This is a genomic window from Pantoea sp. BR_17 (assembly GCF_041955125.1).
Classification (GTDB): domain Bacteria; phylum Pseudomonadota; class Gammaproteobacteria; order Enterobacterales; family Enterobacteriaceae; genus Pantoea; species Pantoea stewartii.
In genome coordinates this window covers 293,869-316,110 of record NZ_JAVAXT010000002.1, presented here as the reverse complement: position 1 = coordinate 316,110, position 22,242 = coordinate 293,869, and the positions used below count along the sequence as shown (strand labels likewise).

Genomic DNA, 22,242 nt, shown 5'->3' with positions numbered 1-22,242 from the left:
CAATAATGAACAATCACTCAGAATCTGGTGACAAGCCGGAGAATCCAGCCTGCCAGCAGTGGGGGCTAAAGAGTACGATCACACCCTGTTTTGGAGCTCGTCTGGTGCGGGAAGGCAACCGGGTGCATTTTCTCGCTGACCGTGCCGGGTTTAAAGGTGCTTTCAGCGACGATGACGCGCTGCACCAGGATCAGGTCTTTCCGTTGATACTCAAACAACTGGAGCTGATGCTCACCAGCGGAGAACTCTCTTCCCGGCATCAGCACTGCGTCGCGCTATATCACAACGGACTAACGTGCGAAGCCGATACTCTTGGTAGTTGCGGCTACATATATATCGCCATTTATCCCACTCAATATTAATTACTTTCACGAGAACAAAATGAAATATCAACCTGCAACAACTCTGTGGGCGGCGAAGCCATGCCTGTCACCCGTGGCTGTCTGGCAAATGCTACTTACACGCCTGCTTGAACAGCATTATGGTCTGACGCTAAACGATACACCTTTCTGTGATGAAACCGTTATACAGGAACATATCGATGCCGGTATCACTCTGGCTAATGCCGTAAACTTTCTGGTGGAAAAGTACGGGCTGGTTCGTATTGATCGCAGGGGATTCGACTGGCAAGAACAGTCCCCATATCTGCGGGTAGTCGATATTCTGCGGGCGCGACAGGCAACAGGTTTATTGAAAAGAAATCGTATTAGCGCGGCACGGTGAACATTGTGAATTGCCTTCCTGATTCACACTGCAGCTTTCCTTACTTATTTAATTTACTCATTCCAAAAAGCACCTGCCGATGCTGGTTGGTGCTTTTACTTATATGGACGAAATATCATGCAAATAGAAGCTGTAATTTTAACTGGGCACATCATCGCAAAACACAATCCGGGAATGCTGGACCGTCGTTGTTGATGGTTTTGACGCATGCGGCGAACAAGCTTATGATCCAGCTTAATTTCTTTTCCTCATAAAGGGACGTGTATGGGCAACAGAATGTGGATGATCCGCGGTGACGGCGGCAAGCTCTATGACGATTTTCGCGATAAGCAAATTGTAGGCATCGGTTGGTCTCAGCTGGCTCCATTAGTCAAACCCGGCCTATCCCGAGCCCAGTTACTTGCCTTATACCAGGAGGCAGATCCCTTAACAAAGCTGGGAACTGCGCGTTCTGGTGCATCGCAGGTCTGGCGTTTTGTGAATGAGATCCAAAAGGGTGATTGGGTTATTACCTATTCGCCAGCCAACCGTACTTATTTGCTGGGCAAAGTTACTTCAGACTTCCAATATCATCCTGAATGGGTAGAAGAGGTGATGGGTATCGCTCGGCAGGTTAAATGGAATACTCAAGAAATCGACCGCGATAGACTGTCTGTTGCTACCAAAAACACGTTGGGTTCTACGCTGACAGTTTTCCAGCTTCCAGAATATGCTCTAGAAGAACTTTTGCAGGATAAGAAACCCACTATAGATGTTATTACTCAGAGTCCAGTTGTGATGGATGAAGATGAGGTCGTTTCTGATCCGCTCCGCGATATGGAAATGCTGGCGTTTGAGGGTATCAAAGATCGTATCAACTCTCTTGACTGGGACGAGATGCAACATCTGGTTGCTGGAGTTTTGCGCAGTATGGGCTATAAAACGCAGGTCTCACCTGCAGGAGCCGATCGGGGTAAAGATATCATTGCTTCACCTGATGGGTTCGGTTTTGAAAATCCACGTATTATCGTTGAGGTAAAACATCGCAGGGAGCAAATGGGGAGTCAGCAGATTCGCAGCTTTATCGGCGGTCGCCATAAAGACGATCGCGGGCTTTATGTCAGTACGGGGGGCTTTACGAAAGATGCTCGCTATGAAGCTGACCGTTCGACGATACCTCTGACGCTCTGGACGCTTGATGATCTCGTCCGTGCGCTTATTGAGAACTATGAGCAAGTCGATATCGAGACCAAACTTTTGGTGCCTCTGAAGAAAACTTTCCTTCCTGCCTGAATCTTGCTTTGATAGCCATATCGGTGTTCTACTGGTATGGCTTTATACCCACTTGCAATGTCTATTTTTTGTACGGATTTTAACTTGTGGGTACAAGTGCGGGTATAACTCTTTATTCCTGTTTGTAAACAATATTGATATCAGTCTATTAGGTGTGAAATTCGAGTCCGGCCTTCGCACCATTCATATTTAAAGACTTTCTATTTTTTTAATTCAGTATGTACCATGATTTTTATACTCTGTGTAGTTCAGAGGGGCCCGTTAGGATCGTGAGCTGAGTAACTGGATTTTCTTATTTTACATTAGTGGAAATTAAAAAAATGAAGAGCAATGCCAAAAATTTTTAGGCTGTAAATCTTAAGGGGGAAATATAAAAGAAAAACTCATTTTATTAATTTTTATCCTCTGCCTTGATTAATAAATACAGATTTTTTTCGAGGAAATTTATAATCCTCACGTTCGATATTCTGTGCTTAACGTATATCAAAATTTATAAAGAAAAGAGCAGAAAGATAAAACGAATTTTGTCCAGATCATAGTACGCGTCATGCTCTGGTTAGATCAGCCAAATTTAAAGGGCGTTTTGGACAAATAAGTTTTATATGTCCATACCACAAACAAATCATTGCACTCGTGCTCACATCGTGGACAATGCTTAATCATAAGGTGAGTTTATATCTATCAAATCAATAATTTGACTTAAGTCGCGGGATGTGGGATGGACAGTAACACTAAAGGATTCACTTCATACTGGCGTAACTCTCTGGCTGATGCAGAGTCGGGTAAAGGTGCTTTTGCTAGTAAGGATGTAGAGCCATTCACCAGATGGACGAACATTAACTCATCAAGGCTGAAGGATGAAACAGTCCGTGCGTTTTTTGAGGATGAAGATGAAGACGTTAAAACCGTTGAGGTGCTGTTACGGCCTCGGGTATTTATCCGGCTGTTGAAGCATGGCAAAGAGCGGACTGTAGGCGCACCAGAGTTCGTCACGCCACTGGTCACTTCTGCTCTCCTGAACCGCGAAGGTTTTTTGTTTCCCAACGCGCCGACGACCATTCCGCGAGACCTGCTTGAGCCACTTCCCACAGGTACATTTTCAATCGGTGAGATGGCGCAATATGACAAATACAGAACAACACATGACTCAACCACCTTTGGCGTGGATGATGAGCATGAGCACCACGCGGAAACGGATGAGCAGCGTGAAAAGCGATATGAACGATACAAGAACCTATGGGAAAAATATCGTAGAGAGTCAGAAGAGCTTCTTCAAAACGTCGCTAAAGAGTGGATTGAATCCCACGAGCAATATGAACTGGCTGAATATGGCTATGTAATCAAAGCTAACCGGGTTAGCGGGGCAAACATACATATATTGCCTATGTATGACCATCTGCTGCTGAGCAAAAAAGAAGTGCCGTTATTATCGCGCTTTGCCTCTAATGAAATGCCTCCCTTAGAATCACTTCTGCCTGACAACGCCATGTTTAGCGAGCGTCTTGGGCATTCTGGCGATACATTTCCGCTGGCTTTGGCGCAGCGTGATGCTTTGAGTCATTACCTGACTCAGCAACCGGGCGATATGCTGGCTGTGAACGGTCCTCCGGGAACCGGTAAGACTACGCTGGTGCTTTCCATTATTGCTACCGAATGGGCCAGGGCTGCACTTAATAAGAGTGAACCGCCTGTAATTATTGCTACGTCGACCAATAACCAGGCTGTAACCAACATCATTGAAGCGTTCGGTAAAGATTTTGGTTCTGGTACCGGGATAATGGCGGGGCGTTGGTTACCCGACGTGAGCAGTTTTGGCGCGTTTTATCCGTCTTCCACTCAAAGAGCCGACGCTGTAAAAAAATACCAGACGGAAGATTTTTTTAATCGTGTTGAATCCCTCGAATATGTTGAAGACGCCAGAGTTTTTTATCTGGAGAAGGCAAAGGCTGCGTTTCCGAACGAAGACTGTAGCTCTCCAGAGCTGGTTATAGCGCTTTTACATAATCGTTTAGCTGAGATGTCTCATCAGCTTAAGCAAATCGAGCCGGCATGGAACAGGCTGAATGCGGTTCGGCATGAGCGGGATGCCATCAGCGAAGATCTCGACCAGTACATTGAAGATAAAAATGCGTTACTGCTTAACAGTACGAATGACATCACGCTTTTGAGTCAAGGTAAAAAGCAGTGGCAGCAATATCGTGCGAATGAGTCCGTGTTATATGCGCTTTTCTCCTGGCTGCCTGTCGTTCGGACTAAACGCCAATATCAAATGAACCTCTTTTTAGATGAATTGTTTGGCGCAAAGATGATGGCATTTGAGGGAGCACTGCCTGAAGATATTGACGCATTTATAGAAGATTTAATTTCCCAAGCGTCTAAAGAACAGGTGGGTTACCAAAAGGAGATCGAACTAGCCCAGGACATCTTCAGACGCGAAAGCGAAGCATCTCAGCGCTGGCGCGAGCTGACATATTCATTAGGGCACTCAGATGCAGATGAAGTGACCTTGTCCAAAGCGGATGAGCTGGCGGATACAGGGATCCGTTTCCCTGCGTTCTTACTGGCAACCCATTACTGGGAAGGCCGCTGGCTAATGGATATGGACGGGATTGATAATCTTCAAAAAGAAAAAAAACGTTCTGGGGCAAAAAGTGTTAAGGCACGCTGGCAGCGTAGAATGAAACTCACGCCTTGTGTAGTGATGACTTGCTACATGTTGCCGTGCCATATGAAGACCAGTGAGTTTGTTGGCGGCAACAAGAAATTTGACGACAACTATTTATACAATTTTGCCGACTTGCTGATTGTCGATGAAGCGGGGCAGGTCCTCCCTGAGGTTGCTGCAGCGTCTTTCGCACTGGCTAAAAAAGCCTTGGTAATTGGTGATACAGAACAAATTTCCCCTATCTGGAACAGCCTGCCAGGCATCGATATAGGTAACATGATGGAGGAGAATATCCTTCACGGCAGTACGCAAGAGGAGCTTACTGAAGCCTATATCTTAATGAGTGAGTCAGGAAAAAGTGCTGCATCAGGCAGTGTTATGAAAGTGGCTCAGTTTAACTCACGCTATAAATACGATCCTGACTTTGCCCGCGGAATGTACCTGTATGAGCATCGACGTTGCTTCGACAATATTATTGGCTACTGTAACGCTCTTTGTTATCACGGTAAGTTGCAGCCAAAACGAGGCGAGGAAAAGGAAACGATTTTTCCTGCGATGGGTTATCTCCACATTGATGGCAAAGGTGTAAAGGCAAACGGTGGAAGTCGCTATAATGCCTTTGAGGCTGAAACGATAGCGGCCTGGCTTGCGACTCATAAAGTCGAAATCGAGGCGCATTACGGAAAACCGATACATAAAGTGGTGGGTGTGGTGACACCATTTTCTGCACAAGTTAATGCCATAAAGTCATCATTACGCGACCAGGATATTAATTGTAGTGGTGATGAAAATTCCCTGACGGTAGGAACTGTGCACGCTTTGCAAGGGGCAGAACGATCCATCGTGCTTTTCTCACCCGTATATTCGAAGCACGAAGATGGCGGATTTATTGATAGTGACAGCAGCATGCTGAACGTTGCCGTTTCCCGGGCTAAGGACAGTTTTCTGGTCTTCGGAGATATGGATCTCTTCGAGATCCAGCCGGGCTCTTCGCCCAGAGGATTACTGGCGTAATACCTGTTTGCTTCCGCAAATAATGCGCTGCAGTTTGAGTTCAAAAAACGCCCGGATTTAAGTACTGCTCAAACACAGATTTCTACCCTACACGGGGCAGAAGAGCATGATGCCTTTCTCAACCAGACGTTTGACTCAATCGGGAAGAGCATCATGATTGTCTCTCCCTGGTTAATCTGGCATAAGCTGGAAGAAACCGGATTTCTGGCATCAATGAAACGTGCCCTTTCCCGCGGAATTGATATCACAGTCGTGACAGACAAGAGTTTCAATACCCAGGCTTCCAGTTATGATCAGCGGATAGAAAAACGGCAGCGCCTTGATGAAGCTCTTGGAAAGCTAGAAGAACTCGGTATATCAACCAGACTTGTTGACCGCATACACAGTAAAGTAGTCATTGGTGACGAAGGCCTCTTGTGTGTCGGTTCATTCAACTGGTTTAGTGCATCTCGTGATGAGAATTTCAAGCGTTACGACACATCGATGGTGTATGTCGGTGATGCTTTAAAAAATGAAATTAAGATCATTTATTCCAATCTGGAGCAACGCTTACTGGAATAAAAGTTGAGCCATTTCATATCATTTTGGTGAATGATAACGTTACTCTATGAATTGATGATGTTTGAGTTTTATCATAAAGTCTCACTAGTTTCAGGCGGATGGAGGATATGGAAATGGCTCGTAATATTGCACCTGGATATTGTGTAGTAGATCTGCCGGGTTCCCTGGATTTTCAGGCACGATCACTTTTCAACAATGTCCATTCTCCGGCCGCTCAGATGTTTATGCAGATGAATGCTGACACGCCCTGGTTAAAGCCAGGGCAAATTTTGATTGTTGCAGACCCTGATACACCGGCACCTTTAACACTTAACACTTAACGCTCTGGCTGCATTGAGACAGGCTAAGTCAAAAACGAATGAAGCTTTGATGGGCACCAGGACTGATGAAGCTGAGTATCTGCACAAATATTATGGACTTATCGCAGGCATTACAAGCGCAGGTGACAAAATCTTCGGCATAACCAGTGACGTTGGAGAAAAGTATTTTGCTTCAATTGAGCAAATACTGAAAAAGATTGAGGCAAGTTATCAAAATCAATTTCGTACACAAGGAACGCTGATTAGTCAGCAGTTTTTTGCAGAGCGTAATCAACTCTTTAATCAATTAAAAGAATTGGTTAACAAGCCATTATTGAAATCTCTTATCCGCTATTCGGTTAAATTCAAACCATATGAAGACATCCGTAGAGCATTAAACCTCTCTAGCCGTTCAATAGTTCACGAGTGGTCTACCGTTGGTATTGGTGCAATACCGGGTTATTCCACATTCGTGGGGAATGCTGCCAAAGCTGCACGTTTTCTTAAAAGCGGCGGCTACATTGGTATTGGTTTTTCTTTTGCGAACAGCACAAATGAAGTGGTCAAAAGCTGCACGACGGGCCGAGAGAACGAATGTGAAAGAACTGCTTTTAAAGAATATGGAAAGTTTATTGGCACTACAGCTGTTGGCTATGGTGGCGGGGCCTTAGGTACGTTTGCTGGCTTGGGTGTATGTGCGGCTATTGGTATTGCAACTGCAGGTGTTGGTGGCGTGGCTTGCGCAGCGGTTGGCTCAGTTGCTGGTGGTATGGCTGGTGGTTACGCAGCTGACTTGGGAATGGATGCTTTATATAAACATTTTGGCCTTTAACAAATGAAGAATCTTGTTGTTCTAATTATCCTTTTTGCCTGTTCATGCTTCGTCCTGTCAGTCCTTCTGTACGCAATAAACAGAAGGAAATATTATGAGATTATTGGTCTTTATCAGAAAAAACATACGCTTCCTGCTCCATATCTTTACAGCAGTATGATTGGCTTCTTTGGTGCTGCCACGATGGCATATTTCTTTATCAGACTTAAAAAAAATAAAAGTATATTTTTCCTGGATAAAAACAGCGAGGCATATCAGTTTGTTGATTCGAATAATGTCGAATTGATGCGGTGGATGATTCCTTTCTTTAATTTTTTTTTATTGAGCTTTGGATGTTTTGTGTTCCTAATTTCTTTTGGCGGTGTTCTGATCTTAATCGACAAGTTAAATGTTTGATATAAAATGGATTTTTTCTTATCATGTGTTAAGAATTTTTGTAGAACCGTACGCAGGGTCAAGCAGGGATGATTAACTAATGAGAATCTGCTTTATTTCATTCTTTTTTCTTGTGGCCCACTCAGGCTTGACTGAAAGCATCAGATAAAATTGCTTTCGAAAATATAAGATTCTGAATTCTTCATTCGAATTTTGTTTGATGCAGCATACTCAGAAGCCAAAGCCCTAACGCCATCGTCAGTGAACCAGTAAAGAACGTCTTCATAATCAAGAGTCGATTTTCGATTAAACTCGATCCCTCTTTCACTAGCCACAAAATGGTATACTTCCCCGCCTATCTCCAGATAGGGGGTGCCTACACCATCGGATTGGTCTGGGATAGTGAAGTAATAATTTGGCCTGATGCCGCCGCCAAGTTGTTCACCAATTTTAAGAAGGCTTGCCCTTAATTCCTCGATAGTTTTCATTGTGTGATGTTACTTTTAAACGCTTGCCGGGCATTCCAGACATCTTCTGGCTCCATGTCATTATACCCTCGACTTTCCACCATACTGAATGCGATATCTTCAGGCAACGTGATTGCAGTGGCATTATAATGAATGGCTTCAACTCCATTTCTCGTCAATGCCAGCCCTTTTTCTTTCTCTTTTGATACGAGTAAGGTAACTAATGCAGGAATGAATACGAAAGCCATTTTATGTTCATCTCTATATCACTCATTCAATATGTTATACGTTGAATCTCTTACGAGTGAAACAGAATTAATGCAAAGACCTTTGTGGCATCAGCTAACACGTACAGTGCCAACCCTGCGTTCTTCAGTTTGCTTAAGATATGGCTAGCTGTCTAATCTCGATGATGCCAACCACTCAGGCAGCACCTCCCCGTACCATCCCAAATACTTCGCCAGTTCCGGCTTTCTCCGCTCACTCAATATCAGCACCACCTCATTTACAATCCATGCTTTAGCAAGGGCGATCTCTTTCACCAGCACATCCGCATCAAACCTGCTATTCAACTGACAATAGCGTCGCGCTATGGCCCGATAGTCTTCTTCTCCTCCCATCCCTTTGATCAAAGGCGCTAAATCTATCGCCGGGCTACACAGGCCAAAGCGTTCCCAGTCGAACAGCACCAGTTCGCCATTCTCTCTCTTTCCCCAGTTACCTGCATTGGTATCACCGGAGATCACGCAATACGGTTCAAAAAGCACATTGCTGTGCTTCTGCATTGCCCGAAGCTGCCGTTCCGCCTCAGCAGGCAGGCGAAGCAGATCGAGGCAGCTTTCCAGTGCTGCCTCGTCCCACCGATGTGTGCTGAACGTCCATGAGGGATCACGCGGTACAGAATGTAATCGTGCAAGAACGGAAAGGAATGCATCGCCTGTAACAGCGTCTTGTTGGATGGGTTCAGGAATATATTCGAGTATGAGCTTTCGTTGTTCGTGGCAGGCTGATTTCACAACGGGTGTCAGAATGCCATGCTGAGCCAGAAGGGGAGCGGCATCGCGGTAGAAAGCATATTCCACCTCGCTTACCGGCGCTTTTTCAATGGCGCAGGGCTTACCATCTTCATCCGCAAGGCGTTTTACGCGTGCAATGCCCATCTTCGCTAAATTGGCCTCGGTCATAGTAACTCTGCTTTTACTCTTAACGTAACGAATACAGCCTGCCCCCACCTCCGCAGGAGCAAGCCCCCTCAACCTCTTACCACTCAGTCAGCCCAATTGCCTTCATCACCCGCTTTCTCTGCTGCACGGACAGCGAAGCCAGATCCTTAATCGATCCCACCCGCGTCCCGTTTATCACATCCCTGGGTTTAAAGCTGATAATAATCTGGCACCAGGTGACCTTCACATCCAGTTGCACACCAATCGGAAAACCCGCTTCTTTTAGCCAGCAGCCCTTCAGCGTAATCGCTGGAACGCGGCGATAATTTGGAGTGCGGGTCACATAACCCACGGTCGCATAGCGCTGCGTATAGTTTGGTGCTTTAGGTTCAGTGTGGCCTGAAATACAATCAAAGGCAGTCATGATTACTATTCCTCGTAAATAGTGATTGTGATTAGCGATGCGGATGTGTTGCCCCACATTCGTATCGCGCTAAATGACCGGAATATTTAATCAGGCAGGAGAAAACGCAGCGAGAGTGAAAATAGCAAACTGCGAAAGCGTACGCAGAAATTTCACGCAAATCGCAACGTAATCCATCATTTTTAGTGGCAGATCTAAATTCTGATAGTGGCGAAAAGAAGGGGGAAATACCCGACCATTTCACGCGTCCTCAGCGTCAATCCGCTATTCTGTGGCTCTTGCCTAAACCGCCTCCGGGACTTTCACCGCGTCACCAAACCCTGACCCCGAAATCCTTCATCAGCCACTCGCACTCTCCTGGGATCGCCATAACAATTTCCACATCGGCACTGTTTACGCCTTAGCTAGCCACAGGATCAGGCGCTTCCGCTGGTGAAGCGTAATCTTATCGCCGAGCCGTTCGTGACCGTTGCCTCACCGCAATACTTACTGATGCCAGCTTGCTGACCGGCAGCAACGACTGGGCTTATGAGATCACTAACGAATGTCACTTTTTCAACATTCCCAAATCGCTTGAAGACAGGTGCTGAAACACAACCCGAAACGGCGCTTTATATCATGTTATAAGATCGTATAAATTTTTTACTGGAAACCAACTATCTTAAGGAAAGCCGAATGATTGAGGGTGAATGCTGGCCTTGAGCTTCCGCGTTAGGGCTAAAACATTCTGGCGGTTTTCAGATAAAAACAGACGAGCATTCGACGAAACCAAAAGGATGTAGTGCTCGTGATAACCGAAGATAAACCAAAACCAACCATTAAGGCCTCTCACGATGAAAGTCATTCTGGTCAGACACGCGGAAACGGAGTGGAATGTACAGGGCATCATTCAAGGGCAGTGCGACAGCGCAGTGAGCGAACGTGGCAGACGTGAAACGGCTGCATTAGTGGCCGCACTGGCAAAAGAAGATCATGTCGTTGAGCGTGTTTATGCCTCTCCACTAGGGCGAGCATGGCAAATGGCTCAAACCCTGGCTCAACGCTTCGCCTGTCCAGTGATTGCGGAGTCTGCACTCAAGGAACAGGCATTTGGTATGTTTGAGGAAATGAACATAGCCTCACTCGCGTCTGACTATCCTGATGAAGCTGAGGCGTTATTTTCATCACATGCTGATTATTGCCCTCCGGGTGGCGAATCGCTGGCGCAGGCAACGCATAGAATGCTGTGGTTTTTACATTGTCTTGCGGACGAGCAAAAACGCCAGACTGTTTGCCTCGTTTCCCATGGGCACATCATTCAGGGAACGCTTGCCATGCTTAACGAGGGAAACCTTGTTAATTTTGCCCGCTATGCTCAACCCAACGCGAGTTACTCCACATTTGAGTTGATTGATGGGCGCTGTACTGCGCTTAAATGGGGCATCGCCTCACATTTGCTTCAGTGTTAACTCCGCGGTTTTTGCTATCGCTACGTGGCGGATTCTGTGTCCGCGAGGATGAATGAGTTCTCTGAACGCACTTATCGCAGCGACACCAAAAACCCCACCGCCACCAACGCATAAAACCCCGCACAAACCACATCAAAACTGCGCCTTGCCCGATTGAGATACGTCTCCGCCGTTTGCGAAGCAAAAATCAGCGCGTACAGCCCAAATATCATCACGCCGGTTAGCGCGCAGGTGGCAACCAGAACATAGCTCTGCCACTGTGGGGCGCTGCGGGTCAGGCCTACGCTGGTGACGGTGAACCAGGTCAGGGCGGCTTTGGGATTCGTAAGGTGCAATCCCAGCCCTTGCAGATAGTAGCCGCGTAAACGCGTGTGAGAACGGGTGGGACGTGTCGCCAGGTCGCCAGGGCGAAAGGCACTGCGCAGGGCTTTTGACGCCAGCCAGAGCAAATAGGCCGCGCCGAGCAGTTTTAGCCAGACGATAAAACCGTGGAAGGAAACCAAAATGGCAGAGACACCAAAGGCGGTTAACAGGCCCCAGCACAGGGAGCCGGAGATGACGCCGGTTGCCAACACCAGTCCGGCCTGACGGCCATCATTCATGGCCGCATTCGCAATAGACAGATTGCCCGGTCCAGGCGAGGCGGTGCCGATGGCGTAAACCAGTAAGGCAGCTAAAAACGAAGACATATCCCACATATCGCATCCCTGATCTGAGAGGAGAATGCATTAACATAACTTCTGTAATTCGCCCAGACCACTATTATCTGTCGTCGTTCGCACGTCTCAATCTCTCCGTACAGGATGAGGGACTTTTCCATAATTTAGTCAGTTTTTTGAAGCCCATTTTTACGGGATGGATGCAGTATTCTCTGCGCTTAGAAAATGAGAAAAGCGGCACGCCATGCAGCGTGCCTCTCAGTAATACAAAAGAAGCGTTAATGCGATGCCGCCAGCCCGGCCTCTCCCTCATCGGCCTCCTTCCGCTCCCGAATCAATCCCCACAGTGCCGCCGCACCAATAAGGTCAAATACCGCCAGCGCAACGAAGAACGGACCGAAGCCGATAATGCTGACGAAGGCGCCAATGAACAGATTAAAGATCAACTGACCGGACCAGGCGCAGGCACCCGCCATACCGACCGCGGTGGCCACCTCGTTTTTTCTGAACAGATCGGCACCCAGCGTAGAAGCGACGGTCGAGAGCAACTGATGGGAGAAACCGCCGATGCTGATCAGCAGGACGGCAACATAGGGGTTTTCAACCACGCTGACCAGGCCGATAGTGGTCATCAGAACGGCACCAATCGTAAAAGTAATACGGCGGGAATTAATCAGGCTGATCCCGCGATCGTTCAGGAACTTCGCAACAAAGCCGCTGGCCAGACAACCCAGATCGGCCATCAGGAAGGGCAGCCAGACAAACATCGCAATCTCTTTCAGGCTAAAGTGCAGGGTTTCAACAAAGAAGATCGGCACCCAGAAATTGATCGTGCCCCAGGCCGGATCGGCCAGAAACCGTGAGATCCCGATGCCCCAGAAATTACGCTGCTTCAGGATACGCACAAGCGAGGTCTTCTCTTTCTTCGTAGTATGAAGGTGTTTTTCCTGTCCGCTTTCAATATAGGCGCGTTCCTCTGCCGACAGCCGTTTGGCCTCTTTGGGATCTTTATAAAAGAAGAGCCACACGAAGGCTGCCAGAATCGCCAGTATGCCTGCCACAATGAACGCAAACTGCCAGCTGTGAAACAGGATGCACCAGGCAATCAGCGGCGGTGCCAGCATTGCTCCGAACGAGGTGCCCATATTAAATACGCCGGTAGCTATGCCGCGTTCCTTCGCCGGAAACCAGGTGGAGGCGGTTTTGACGCCAGCCGGAATCGCAGAGGCTTCACTGAAGCCCATAATCGCGCGCACCGCCGCCAGGCCCTGCCAGGATCCCATCAGCGAATGCATCAGCGTGGCCACGCCCCATATCATGGCGCAGAGAAAAAAGCCCAGTTTGAGGCCAATGGTGTCAATGACATAGCCCACGATGGGTTGACCAATCGTATAAGCCAGTTGAAAGGCACTGACCACCCAGGAGTAATGCTCTTTGCTGATATCCAGCTCTTTCATAATGGTCGGTGCAGCCACACCTAACGCCGTACGATCAAGGTAATTAATGATCGTAATAAAGCACACCAGTAAGATCATATGCCATCTGTAATGCCTGATCGTTTTCATCATGAATCCTGTTAAAAATTTCCCAAATTATTAGCGAAAGGGATAAGGTGAAACTTAAATTAAAAAAGCTGGTTTAATTCGTAAAAATCCCCATGTATTCGTAAAGGCGAGCGATTCTGTCTCGAAAGTGGGAAGAGAATACGTGAGCTGGCACAATAATTATCGTTATCGCTTTAACGATATTCCAAAAATGTGAACGGGTTAACCCATGCGGTTAACCAACGTGTGCGTAAAGATAATGTTATAGCAAGGTGATGTTTTTAATTAAAATTAGTCAGGTTTTTTTACATCATGGTTTTTCGTAGTGCGTTTCATGATGGTGGTGCTTTTTATTTTTTTCAGACCAGCGGATTTATACCGGTGTCTCAAAATATAAGAGCAAGTAGAGTGATGAGGTAAGGAGAAAATACAGGGCACATAAATTGAGGAAGCCAAATTGAGCCTGGGTTTTAGCTTTTTTGGGGAAAATAAACCGGGATTTTAGGTTATGCAGATACCGTACCGAAAAGGCAAGCGCCTGCTTTAATAAACGATCGTTTATTAAAGCAGGCACGGTTAAATACCGTTGTGTGAATCTGAACGTCTCCTGTTACAGGATGCCTGTAAGGCTCATCAGCGCATATCGCGCAAAAAGACTTCAGGGTTCGGAGCGAAGGTCTCCATGGCAGCAATAAGGAAGCATGAAAAAATGCGATTTAGCTTCTCCCGGAATCCTGCTGACGTCTCCTTTGCGGATAATATCGCTGGTCATCGTCCCGCACCGCGCCAAATCCCGGCCAACCTGATGCGATGAGCCCGGCCCCACGTCGCGGTGAACGTGCAACGTGCCTGGCGTCAAATCGTGAATGTGGCAGGATCGTCGCGCCAGCCCGGGGGAAATAACCTTGCTGGAACGCATTACATAACGTAAATGTTATCCGTCTGATGAGCGGTGCCTTAATAACGCGGCTTATGCTGAGGTGGCTAAATTATCCCCTCGGCCTGTGATAACAGCATGGCCACAATACGGCTGTTCCACTCGTTAATTAATTTTGTTGAAGTAAAAGAGTAAATATAAGACCATTGCGGCCGCTTATCGGGCTATCAGCCAACACTGGTTGCGTTTAATTTAACGCAAATAAGTCCTGCATGGTAATAATGATAATTATTTTCACGCTAATGATTTTGTTCTTATTAACTTCACACAGACAGGTATGTTGAATGAAAAAGTATATGAAGTGGTTCGCCGCGGTAGCGGTTGTGAGTGCGTTATCAGGCTGTGCCCGTACGGCACCAATTGCCCAGATTCACACCACGCTGGCGGCAGGCTACACGCAGGAACAGGTTAAAACCGCGATTTTGAAAGCGGGCGCACTGCGCCAGTGGACCATGACGCAGGCCGGTCCGGACGTCATCAACGCGAGTCACCAGAGCCGTGATCACAGAGCCGAAGTGCGCATTAACTACTCGGCGGGTGGCTATGACATTACCTATGCGCGCAGCAATAACCTGATGGCATCAGGCGGCGAGATCCATAAAACCTATAACCGCTGGGTACAAACCCTGGATAACGACATCAAGGCTACGTTGTCTGCAGGCGCAAAACCGTAATTATTTTTAAAGTCGGGCCCGTCATGGCCCGATAAACCTATTTTGACTCAGCAGGTTTTCCCGCTTATGTACGAAACGGATACGCTCAGTGCCCTGGATGCCATTACGGAAGCGCAACGCATTGCGTTTGCGCCCATGCTTTTTCAGGCGGCGCTGTGTCTGCGTAATACCGGTGTACTTGCGTATCTGGATAAACAGGGGAAAACCGGTGCTACGCTGGACGCCATTGCGGAAAACAGCAGCATCAATGTCTATGCCGTGGGCGTGCTGCTGGATATGGGGTTGAGTGGGCGCATCGTCACCCAGCAGGACGGGCGCTATGTTCTGGCGAAAGTGGGGCATTATCTGCTGCATGACGCGATGACGCGCGTGAATATGGATTTCACCCAGGACGTTTGTTATCAGGGGCTGTTCCATCTTCAGGCGTCGCTGGAAACCGGCAAACCTGCGGGGTTACAGGTGTTTGGCGACTGGCCAACGATTTATCCGGGGTTGTCACAGCTTCCTGAGGCCGCGCGGAACAGTTGGTTTGCCTTCGACCACTATTACTCGGACAGCGCGTTTCACGCCGCACTTCCGTATGTGTTCGCCAGCCGTCCTGCCGCCATCAACGATGTGGGCGGCAATACGGGGAAATGGGCAATACGGTGCTGTGAATACAACCGTGACGTCGCGGTCACCCTGATTGATTTGCCACAACAAATTGCGCTGGCCCGTGAAAATATCGAAAATGCAGGCTTTTCTCATCGCATCGCTTTCCATGAAGCAGATATGCTTGCCGACGCGTCGTTACCGGCAGAGGCGGATATCTGGTGGATGAGTCAGTTTCTGGACTGTTTTTCACCGGCGCAGATCGTCGTCGTACTGAGCAAGGTTGCCCGCGTCATGAAACCCGGCGCAACGCTGTTCATCATGGAACTGTTTTGGGATGCACAGAAGTTTGAAGCGGCCTCATTTAGTCTCAATGCGTCTTCGCTTTATTTCACCTGTATGGCAAACGGCAACAGCCCGTTCTACAGCGTAGAAACGTTTTATGACTGCCTGGAGAAGGCAGGGTTCCAGGTGGATGAACGTCATGACAACCTGGGCGTTGGGCATACGTTGTTGCAGTGTCAAAAAAATAACAAAGCGGCGTAAAGCGCCCTGAGTATCACCTGAATATCGCGGACGCGCGTTGATGAAATTTGCATTAAACATTATTGACTGGCAGGCCAGGGCCCCAGGATTAAGCGAAACACCACAGTGGCTCGACTGGGCACGGCTGTCGCTCGCCATCGATCCGGCTGCGCCGCAGGCGAAGCTGAGAGAACTGCCGATGATGACCGCGCGTCGCCTCAGTTCGGGCAGCAAGCTGGCTGTGGAATGTGGATTAGCCATGCTGCGACAGCATGAGATTGATGCCGTGCTGTATACCAGCCGTCACGGTGAGCTGGAACGCAACTTCCGAATTTTGCAGGCCCTGGCGACAGGACAGGCGCTGTCGCCCACCGATTTTGCCCTGTCCGTTCATAACTCCGCCGTGGGCAGCCTGACCATTGCCGCCCGGAAACCTGTTGTTTCCTCTTCGCTCTCTGCGGGAAAAGACACGTTTCAGCAGGGGCTGTGTGAGGTGATCTGTCTGCTGCAGGCAGGCTATCAGCGCGTGCTGATGGTGGATTTCGACGGCACCATGCCTGAATTTTATCTTCCGCAACTGCCGAACCCCATGGCGACATGGCCCTTTGCCGTGGCGCTGGTGATTGAAGCCGGCCAGGCCCTGCAGTGCGAAACGCGGCCACAGCAGACAGGGCAGGACAGCGCCTTGCCGCAGAGCCTGCAGTTTTTACAGCATTACCTGAACGACGATGCCACCTTTGCCTTAGCGGGCGAGCGCATGCAGTGGCAGTGGAGACGGGCATGAGCAGGCTGTTCGCGGTGGTAAACCGGGCATGGCGGCTGGTGATGACCGGCTTCTGTTTTGCTCTGTTCGGACTGGGTGGACTGCTGCTTTCTGTGGTGTGGTTTAACCTGCTGCTGCTGGTGGTATGGGACAAAGGCCGTCGCCGCCGTATCGCCCGATGCAGCATTGCCGCCAGCTTTCGTTTCTTTTTATGGGTGGCAAAAGGCGTCGGCGTACTGGATTACCGCATGCGCGGGCTGGAGCATCTGCGCCAGGATCGCGGCTGTCTGGTGGTGGCGAACCATCCGACGCTGATCGACTACGTGCTGCTGGCCTCGGTCATGCCGGAAACCGACTGTCTGGTCAAGAGCGCGCTGCTGAAAAACCCGTTTGTGGGCGGCGTGATTCGGGCGGCGGATTATTTGATCAACAGTCAGGCGGAGGCCCTGTTGCCTGCCTGTCGGCAGCGCCTGGCGCAGGGCGACACGATTTTGATCTTCCCCGAAGGTACGCGGACCAGCCCCGATAAACCGATGACCTTACAGCGAGGCGCGGCCAATATTGCCGTGCGCTGCGGCAGCGATTTACGTGTGGTGATCATTCACTGCAGCGAGCATCTGCTGGATAAGCAGAGCAAATGGTATAACGTGCCGCCCGCCAAACCGCTGTTTAGCGTTGAGGTGCGGGAGCGGATAGCAATCGACTCATTTTACACAGCAAACTCACAAGAACCGGCACTGGCGGCAAGGCAGTTGAACCGGCATCTTTTGCTTCAATTACAACCAGGTTCTCCACCCTTTTCAGGAATGAATGATGCAAGCGCTTTACCTTGAAATCAAAAATCTCATTATCAACACGCTGAATCTCGACGAGCTGACTGCCGACGATATCGATGCAGAGGCACCGCTCTTTGGTGATGGCTTAGGCCTGGATTCCATCGATGCACTCGAACTGGGCCTGGCGGTAAAAAATGCGTACGGCGTGGTGCTGTCGGCTGAAAGTGAAGAGATGCGTCAGCACTTTTTCTCCGTTGCCACGCTGGCAGCGTTCATCGACGCGCAACGTGCCTGAGGATCCGCCAGAATGACAGAACAAAACGCTATTTATGAAGAAGTTTCCGCCCTGTTGGTGAAGCTGTTTGAAACGGATCCGGAGGCGATTACGCCCCAGGCGCGGCTGTACGAAGATCTGGAGCTGGACAGCATCGACGCGGTCGACATGATCGTCCATCTGCAAAAGAAAACCGGTAAGAAAATCAAACCGGAAGAGTTTAAAGCCGTGCGTACTGTGCAGGATGTGGTTGACGCGGTAGAACGCCTGCTAAAAGAAGCCTGAGTCGCGATGGCCAGCAAACGCACGCTGCCCGTTGTCACGTTGCTGACAGGCTTACTGCTGGTGGCGTGGCCTTTTTTGATCAGCGTAGGGCTGGCGCATCACAGCCTGCACTGGCTGTTGCCCCTGATGGCGCTGCTGCTGCTTTCACGGCTGTATCAGAGCCGCCGTCGCGCGGGGCCGATGCGTGCGATCACCCAGACTGTCGCGGTGGCAGGCATTGCCCTGTGTGCGGCCAGCTATCTGCTGAAAACGCATCAGCTCCTGCTTTTTTATCCGGTGGTGGTGAACGGCGTCATGCTGGCGGTGTTTGGCGGATCGCTCTGGTCAGCCATGCCGCTGGTCGAGCGACTCGCCAGGGTAACGGAGCCGAATCTGCCTGAAAAAGGCGTACGTTATACCCGGCGCGTGACGCAAATCTGGTGCCTCTTTTTTATCCTCAACGGCAGCATTGCGCTGTGGACCGCGCTGCACGGGGATATGCGGTTATGGACGGCCTGGAACGGTATGATCGCCTATCTGCTGATGGGCACGCTGATGGCGGGCGAGTGGCTGGTACGCCGTAAGTTGATGAAACGAGAACGATAATGACGCAGACTCTTCCCCTGTCTCAGTGGCTCAGCGCTCCGCGCCCGTCTGATCTGCCCGTCGCCTGGCTGGACGATCGTACCTGGACGCTCGGCCATCTGCGGCAGGACGTTGCCCGCCTGGTTCATTTACTGCAGCAGCAGGAAGGTGACCGCTGGGCGCTGTGCTTTGAGGACAGCTATCTGTTTATTGTTGCCCTGCTGGCGACCCTGCACGCAGGCAAAACGCCGGTCATACCCGGCCACTGTCGGGCGGCGTTGCTTGACGAGCAACGTGCGTTGTTTGATGGCGTGCTGAGTGAAAAAACGTTGGGCTGGCAGGGACCGTTGCTGGTGATCAGCGCGTCCATGGCCGCCGCCACAGCGACAGAGACGTTGCCGCCAATCCGCGACGATGCCGCCGTTGAACTGTTTACCTCCGGCTCCACCGGACAGCCCAAACGGGTGCGTAAGGCGGTGAAACGCCTTGATGACGAAGCGGCCTTGCTGGCGGCGCAGTTTGGTGAACGCCTGGCCGGTTGCCGGATCGTGGCTTCTGTTGTCCCGCAGCATCAGTACGGCCTGTCATTTCGTATCATGCTGCCGATGGCGCTCGGGCTGCCGCTGCATGCGGCAATGCTCTGGTACGCCGAGCAGTTAAGCGCGCTGAGTCATGATTATCGCTATGCTTTTATCAGCAGCCCGGCCTTCCTGAAACGGCTGGATCCTCAGTTGACGCCGCCACCGGTGGCGATGGTGCTGTCCGCGGGCGGCATGTTACCCTGGCAGGATGTCGTGCAGGCCGCCGAGTGGCTACAGATCTGGCCCGACGAGATCTATGGCAGTACCGAAACCGGCATTCTTGCCTGGCGTTACCGCCAGCAGGAGGCGGTGCGCTGGCAACCCTTTCAAGGCGTGCGCTTTCATCAGCAGGACGAGACATTACGTGTGTTTTCGCCGCTGATTGCAGAAGAAGAGGGCATAACGCTCGACGATATTCTGCGTTTCGAGGAAGACGGTCAGTTCAGCCTGACGGGCCGTCGTGGCCAGGTCGTGAAAATTGAAGAGAAGCGGATTTCACTCAGTGAGGTCGAACAGCGCCTGCTGAGTCTGCCGGGAGTCCGCGAGGCGGCGGCGGTGCCGGTGTTACGGCATGGACGGCAGGCCATTGGGGCGCTGCTGGTACTGGATGCAGCGGCGCGCCAGCACTGGCAGCGTGAGCCGTCGAAGCAGCAGGAGCTGGCCTGGCGGCGGGCGCTGCAGCCCTGGCTGGAGCCGGTTGCCGTGCCGCGTTACTGGCGCGTCATTGACGCGATCCCGGTTAACAGTATGAACAAGCGTGTTTATGCGCAGCTACAGGAGTGGTTTCATGAAACCCCATGAAATTGAGCGCCATCAGTCGCAGCCCGATGAGGCTGAGATTGTGTTACACCTTGATCCGTCACTGTTCTGGTTCAAAGGACATTTTGCCGTGCAGCCGCTGTTGCCCGGCGTGGCACAGATGGACTGGGTCATGCATTACGCCACCACGCTGCTGGTGCCCGGCTGGCGTTTTCACAGCATTCAGAACGTGAAGTTTCAGTCGCCGCTGCTGCCGGACAGCACCGTGACGCTCGCGCTTAGCTGGCAGGACGCGCGCCAGATGCTGAGTTTCAGCTATCAGCGTCACGCCGGTGACGCGCGCCATACCGCCAGCAGCGGTAAGATCCGGTTATGTCGCTGACCTTTTCCCCCTGCATCCTGATTCCCTGCTATAACCACGGTGCGATGATCGCCACGGTGCTGACGCGCCTGGCACCGTTCGGCCTGCCGTGCATCCTGGTCGACGACGGCAGCGATGCCGCAACCCAGACGGTGCTGGATCGGCTGGCGGCTGAAAACAGCACGCTGACGCTGGTGCGCCTGGCGGAAAACGCCGGTAAAGGGGCAGCGGTTATGCACGGGATGCAGGTCGCGGCGCAGGCCGGTTTTACCCATGCCGTGCAGGTGGATGCGGACGGGCAGCATGCGATTGAGGATATTCCTGCGCTGCTGGCGCTGGCGCAACAGCATCCCGAGGCGCTGATTTCCGGGCAGCCCGTCTATGATGCGTCAATTCCGCGCTCGCGCCTGTATGGTCGCTGGATTACCCACGTCTGGGTATGGATCGAAACGCTGTCCCTGCAGTTAAAAGACAGCATGTGCGGCTTTCGCGTGTATCCCATCGCGCCCACCTTACAGTTGGCACAGCATGCCACCCTCGGCAGGCGCATGGACTTCGATACCGAAGTGATGGTGCGGCTCTACTGGCAGGGCCATCCCAGCTACTTTGTGCCCACCCGCGTGACTTATCCTCAGGACGGCCTGTCGCATTTCGATGCCTTCAAAGATAACGTGCGCATTTCCCTGATGCACACGCGACTGTTTTTCGGCATGTTGCCGCGGATTCCTTCCCTGTTGGGCCGCCGTTCTCCGCAGCACTGGGCGCGGCAGAAAGAGGTCAAAGGGCTGTGGGGGATGCGACTGATGCTGCTGGTCTGGCGCGTACTGGGCCGCAGGGCGTTTACGCTGTTGCTGTATCCGGTCGTCGGTGTGTACTGGCTGACAGCCACCACCGCGCGTCACGCCTCACAGAACTGGCTCGCGCGTGTGTGTAAGCAACTGCGGGTGCGGCAGAAACCGGTGCCCGCCAACCTGACCAGCTACCAACACTTCCTGCGTTTTGGTCAGGTGATGCTGGATAAGATTGCCAGCTGGCGCGGCGAGCTGCACGTTGGGCGCGATATTACCTTTGCCCCCGGCGCTGAAGCGTTGCTCGATCTGCGTAATCCGCAGGGCAAACTTTTGCTGGCCTCGCATCTGGGCGATGTGGAAGCCTGTCGGGCGCTGGCGCAACTGAACAGCAGTAAAGTCATTAATGCGCTGGTGTTCAGCGACAACGCAAAGCGTTTTAAGCAAATCATGGAAGAGATGGCCCCGCAGGCAGGCCTGAACCTGATGCCGGTGACCGATATCGGCCCGGATACTGCGATGTTGCTGAAAGAAAAGCTGGATCGCGGCGAGTGGATCGCGATTGTGGGCGACCGCATTGCGGTCAATCCGCAGCGCGGCGGGGAATGGCGCATTTGCTGGAGCCGGTTTATGGGCCAACCCGCACCGTTCCCGCAGGGGCCATTTATTCTGGCGTCGATTCTGCGCTGTCCGGTCGATCTGATTTTCGCGCTGCGTCAGCAGGGCAAACTGCATATTCACTGCGAGCCGTTCGCCGATCCGCTGTTGCTGCCGCGCACCGACCGGCAAAATGCGCTGCAGCAGACTATCGATCGCTATGCTGAACGTCTTGAGCATTACGCACTCCAGTCGCCGCTCGACTGGTTTAACTTTTTCGATTTCTGGCAACTGCCGGATAGCAAAGACAAGGAGTGAAGG

General features: G+C 50.8%; 20 protein-coding genes and 2 pseudogenes. 16 read left to right on the top strand and 6 right to left on the bottom strand.

Annotated elements, in window-relative coordinates; all coding sequences use genetic code 11:
• Positions 1–5 precede the first annotated feature (5 nt).
• From RAC60_RS05035 to RAC60_RS05015, 5 genes and pseudogenes are all read left to right on the top strand, one after another.
• Entirely contained in the window at positions 6–362 is a 357-nt protein-coding gene (locus RAC60_RS05035) for a type IV toxin-antitoxin system YeeU family antitoxin (protein WP_375092808.1), read from the top strand.
• Positions 363–381: 19 nt separating this feature from the next.
• Complete coding sequence (locus tag RAC60_RS05030) at positions 382–723, top strand: TA system toxin CbtA family protein (protein ID WP_375092807.1); 342 nt, start codon at positions 382–384, stop codon at positions 721–723.
• Between the two features lie 264 nt (positions 724–987).
• Complete coding sequence (locus RAC60_RS05025; protein ID WP_375092805.1) at positions 988–1,995, top strand: restriction endonuclease; 1,008 nt, start codon at positions 988–990, stop codon at positions 1,993–1,995.
• A gap of 718 nt (positions 1,996–2,713) precedes the next feature.
• Positions 2,714–6,235, top strand: a pseudogene (locus RAC60_RS05020) (AAA domain-containing protein).
• Positions 6,236–6,348: 113 nt separating this feature from the next.
• Positions 6,349–7,366 (top strand): annotated as a pseudogene (locus tag RAC60_RS05015) (hypothetical protein).
• 536 nt (positions 7,367–7,902) lie between these two features.
• Here the strand turns inward: RAC60_RS05015 and RAC60_RS05010 are convergent.
• From RAC60_RS05010 to RAC60_RS04995, 4 genes are all read right to left on the bottom strand, one after another.
• Positions 7,903–8,229 (bottom strand): Imm63 family immunity protein, encoded by a 327-nt coding sequence (locus tag RAC60_RS05010; protein ID WP_375092803.1) that lies wholly within the window; start codon positions 8,227–8,229, stop codon positions 7,903–7,905.
• Positions 8,226–8,456 carry a hypothetical protein gene (locus tag RAC60_RS05005; protein ID WP_058708660.1) on the bottom strand — a complete coding sequence of 77 codons (231 nt, stop codon included), beginning with the start codon at positions 8,454–8,456 and terminating at the stop codon, positions 8,226–8,228. The genes RAC60_RS05010 and RAC60_RS05005 overlap by 4 nt, the downstream gene beginning before the upstream one ends.
• Before the next feature lie 144 nt (positions 8,457–8,600).
• Entirely contained in the window at positions 8,601–9,392 is a 792-nt protein-coding gene (locus tag RAC60_RS05000; RefSeq protein WP_058708661.1) for a phosphotransferase family protein, read from the bottom strand.
• Positions 9,393–9,468: 76 nt separating this feature from the next.
• Positions 9,469–9,795 carry a SymE family type I addiction module toxin gene (locus RAC60_RS04995; RefSeq protein ID WP_033740127.1) on the bottom strand — a complete coding sequence of 109 codons (327 nt, stop codon included), beginning with the start codon at positions 9,793–9,795 and terminating at the stop codon, positions 9,469–9,471.
• Between the two features lie 833 nt (positions 9,796–10,628).
• On the opposite strand from RAC60_RS04995, the gene RAC60_RS04990 reads away from it, so the two are divergent.
• On the top strand, positions 10,629–11,243 hold the full coding sequence (locus RAC60_RS04990) for a histidine phosphatase family protein (RefSeq protein WP_058708662.1): 615 nt from the start codon (positions 10,629–10,631) through the stop codon (positions 11,241–11,243).
• Positions 11,244–11,314: 71 nt separating this feature from the next.
• Here RAC60_RS04990 and RAC60_RS04985 read toward each other — a convergent pair whose 3' ends face one another.
• Both RAC60_RS04985 and RAC60_RS04980 read right to left on the bottom strand, forming a co-directional pair.
• Positions 11,315–11,941, bottom strand: a complete 627-nt coding sequence (locus RAC60_RS04985) for a LysE family translocator (RefSeq protein WP_277284123.1) — start codon at positions 11,939–11,941, stop codon at positions 11,315–11,317.
• 239 nt (positions 11,942–12,180) lie between these two features.
• Complete coding sequence (locus RAC60_RS04980; RefSeq protein ID WP_058702136.1) at positions 12,181–13,467, bottom strand: MFS transporter; 1,287 nt, start codon at positions 13,465–13,467, stop codon at positions 12,181–12,183.
• Between the two features lie 1,200 nt (positions 13,468–14,667).
• Between RAC60_RS04980 and RAC60_RS04975 the strand changes: the two genes are divergently transcribed.
• From RAC60_RS04975 to RAC60_RS04930, 10 genes are all read left to right on the top strand, one after another.
• Entirely contained in the window at positions 14,668–15,057 is a 390-nt protein-coding gene (locus tag RAC60_RS04975) for a hypothetical protein (RefSeq protein ID WP_185199968.1), read from the top strand.
• A 66-nt stretch (positions 15,058–15,123) separates the two neighbouring features.
• Entirely contained in the window at positions 15,124–16,194 is a 1,071-nt protein-coding gene (locus RAC60_RS04970) for a class I SAM-dependent methyltransferase (protein ID WP_375092799.1), read from the top strand.
• Positions 16,195–16,234: 40 nt separating this feature from the next.
• Positions 16,235–16,957: a beta-ketoacyl synthase chain length factor gene (locus RAC60_RS04965; protein ID WP_058702133.1), complete on the top strand. Its 723-nt coding sequence runs from the start codon at positions 16,235–16,237 to the stop codon at positions 16,955–16,957.
• The gene (locus RAC60_RS04960; protein ID WP_375092798.1) at positions 16,936–17,769 is read left to right on the top strand and encodes a lysophospholipid acyltransferase family protein; all 834 of its coding nucleotides are present in this window, start codon (positions 16,936–16,938) and stop codon (positions 17,767–17,769) included. Before RAC60_RS04965 ends, RAC60_RS04960 begins: the two co-directional genes overlap by 22 nt.
• Positions 17,750–18,007: a phosphopantetheine-binding protein gene (locus RAC60_RS04955; protein WP_039338834.1), complete on the top strand. Its 258-nt coding sequence runs from the start codon at positions 17,750–17,752 to the stop codon at positions 18,005–18,007. The genes RAC60_RS04960 and RAC60_RS04955 overlap by 20 nt, the downstream gene beginning before the upstream one ends.
• Positions 18,008–18,019: 12 nt before the next feature.
• Entirely contained in the window at positions 18,020–18,271 is a 252-nt protein-coding gene (locus RAC60_RS04950; protein ID WP_039338833.1) for an acyl carrier protein, read from the top strand.
• A gap of 6 nt (positions 18,272–18,277) precedes the next feature.
• Entirely contained in the window at positions 18,278–18,856 is a 579-nt protein-coding gene (locus tag RAC60_RS04945; RefSeq protein WP_205952580.1) for a hypothetical protein, read from the top strand.
• A complete protein-coding gene (locus RAC60_RS04940; RefSeq protein ID WP_375092796.1) occupies positions 18,856–20,217 on the top strand; it encodes an AMP-binding protein in 1,362 nt (453 codons plus the stop codon). Before RAC60_RS04945 ends, RAC60_RS04940 begins: the two co-directional genes overlap by 1 nt.
• Entirely contained in the window at positions 20,204–20,557 is a 354-nt protein-coding gene (locus tag RAC60_RS04935) for a hydroxymyristoyl-ACP dehydratase (RefSeq protein ID WP_058708670.1), read from the top strand. The genes RAC60_RS04940 and RAC60_RS04935 overlap by 14 nt, the downstream gene beginning before the upstream one ends.
• Positions 20,548–22,239: a glycosyltransferase gene (locus RAC60_RS04930; RefSeq protein ID WP_375092794.1), complete on the top strand. Its 1,692-nt coding sequence runs from the start codon at positions 20,548–20,550 to the stop codon at positions 22,237–22,239. The genes RAC60_RS04935 and RAC60_RS04930 overlap by 10 nt, the downstream gene beginning before the upstream one ends.
• Positions 22,240–22,242: the final 3 nt, after the last annotated feature.

What these genes read in the sequence shown, in the direction of transcription:
- RAC60_RS04980 (WP_058702136.1), bottom strand. Translation starts at nt 13,467, where the DNA reads ATGAAAACGATCAGGCATTACAGATGGCATATGATCTTACTGGTGTGC.
- RAC60_RS05005 (WP_058708660.1), bottom strand. Translation starts at nt 8,456, where the DNA reads ATGGCTTTCGTATTCATTCCTGCATTAGTTACCTTACTCGTATCAAAA.
- RAC60_RS04950 (WP_039338833.1), top strand. Translation starts at nt 18,020, where the DNA reads ATGACAGAACAAAACGCTATTTATGAAGAAGTTTCCGCCCTGTTGGTG.
- RAC60_RS04990 (WP_058708662.1), top strand. Translation starts at nt 10,629, where the DNA reads ATGAAAGTCATTCTGGTCAGACACGCGGAAACGGAGTGGAATGTACAG.
- RAC60_RS05030 (WP_375092807.1), top strand. Translation starts at nt 382, where the DNA reads ATGAAATATCAACCTGCAACAACTCTGTGGGCGGCGAAGCCATGCCTG.
- RAC60_RS04985 (WP_277284123.1), bottom strand. Translation starts at nt 11,941, where the DNA reads ATGTGGGATATGTCTTCGTTTTTAGCTGCCTTACTGGTTTACGCCATC.
- RAC60_RS04970 (WP_375092799.1), top strand. Translation starts at nt 15,124, where the DNA reads ATGTACGAAACGGATACGCTCAGTGCCCTGGATGCCATTACGGAAGCG.
- RAC60_RS05000 (WP_058708661.1), bottom strand. Translation starts at nt 9,392, where the DNA reads ATGACCGAGGCCAATTTAGCGAAGATGGGCATTGCACGCGTAAAACGC.
- RAC60_RS04945 (WP_205952580.1), top strand. Translation starts at nt 18,278, where the DNA reads ATGGCCAGCAAACGCACGCTGCCCGTTGTCACGTTGCTGACAGGCTTA.
- RAC60_RS04935 (WP_058708670.1), top strand. Translation starts at nt 20,204, where the DNA reads ATGAAACCCCATGAAATTGAGCGCCATCAGTCGCAGCCCGATGAGGCT.
- RAC60_RS05025 (WP_375092805.1), top strand. Translation starts at nt 988, where the DNA reads ATGGGCAACAGAATGTGGATGATCCGCGGTGACGGCGGCAAGCTCTAT.
- RAC60_RS04965 (WP_058702133.1), top strand. Translation starts at nt 16,235, where the DNA reads ATGAAATTTGCATTAAACATTATTGACTGGCAGGCCAGGGCCCCAGGA.
- RAC60_RS05035 (WP_375092808.1), top strand. Translation starts at nt 6, where the DNA reads ATGAACAATCACTCAGAATCTGGTGACAAGCCGGAGAATCCAGCCTGC.
- RAC60_RS04955 (WP_039338834.1), top strand. Translation starts at nt 17,750, where the DNA reads ATGCAAGCGCTTTACCTTGAAATCAAAAATCTCATTATCAACACGCTG.
- RAC60_RS04930 (WP_375092794.1), top strand. Translation starts at nt 20,548, where the DNA reads ATGTCGCTGACCTTTTCCCCCTGCATCCTGATTCCCTGCTATAACCAC.
- RAC60_RS04975 (WP_185199968.1), top strand. Translation starts at nt 14,668, where the DNA reads ATGAAAAAGTATATGAAGTGGTTCGCCGCGGTAGCGGTTGTGAGTGCG.
- RAC60_RS04995 (WP_033740127.1), bottom strand. Translation starts at nt 9,795, where the DNA reads ATGACTGCCTTTGATTGTATTTCAGGCCACACTGAACCTAAAGCACCA.
- RAC60_RS04940 (WP_375092796.1), top strand. Translation starts at nt 18,856, where the DNA reads ATGACGCAGACTCTTCCCCTGTCTCAGTGGCTCAGCGCTCCGCGCCCG.
- RAC60_RS05010 (WP_375092803.1), bottom strand. Translation starts at nt 8,229, where the DNA reads ATGAAAACTATCGAGGAATTAAGGGCAAGCCTTCTTAAAATTGGTGAA.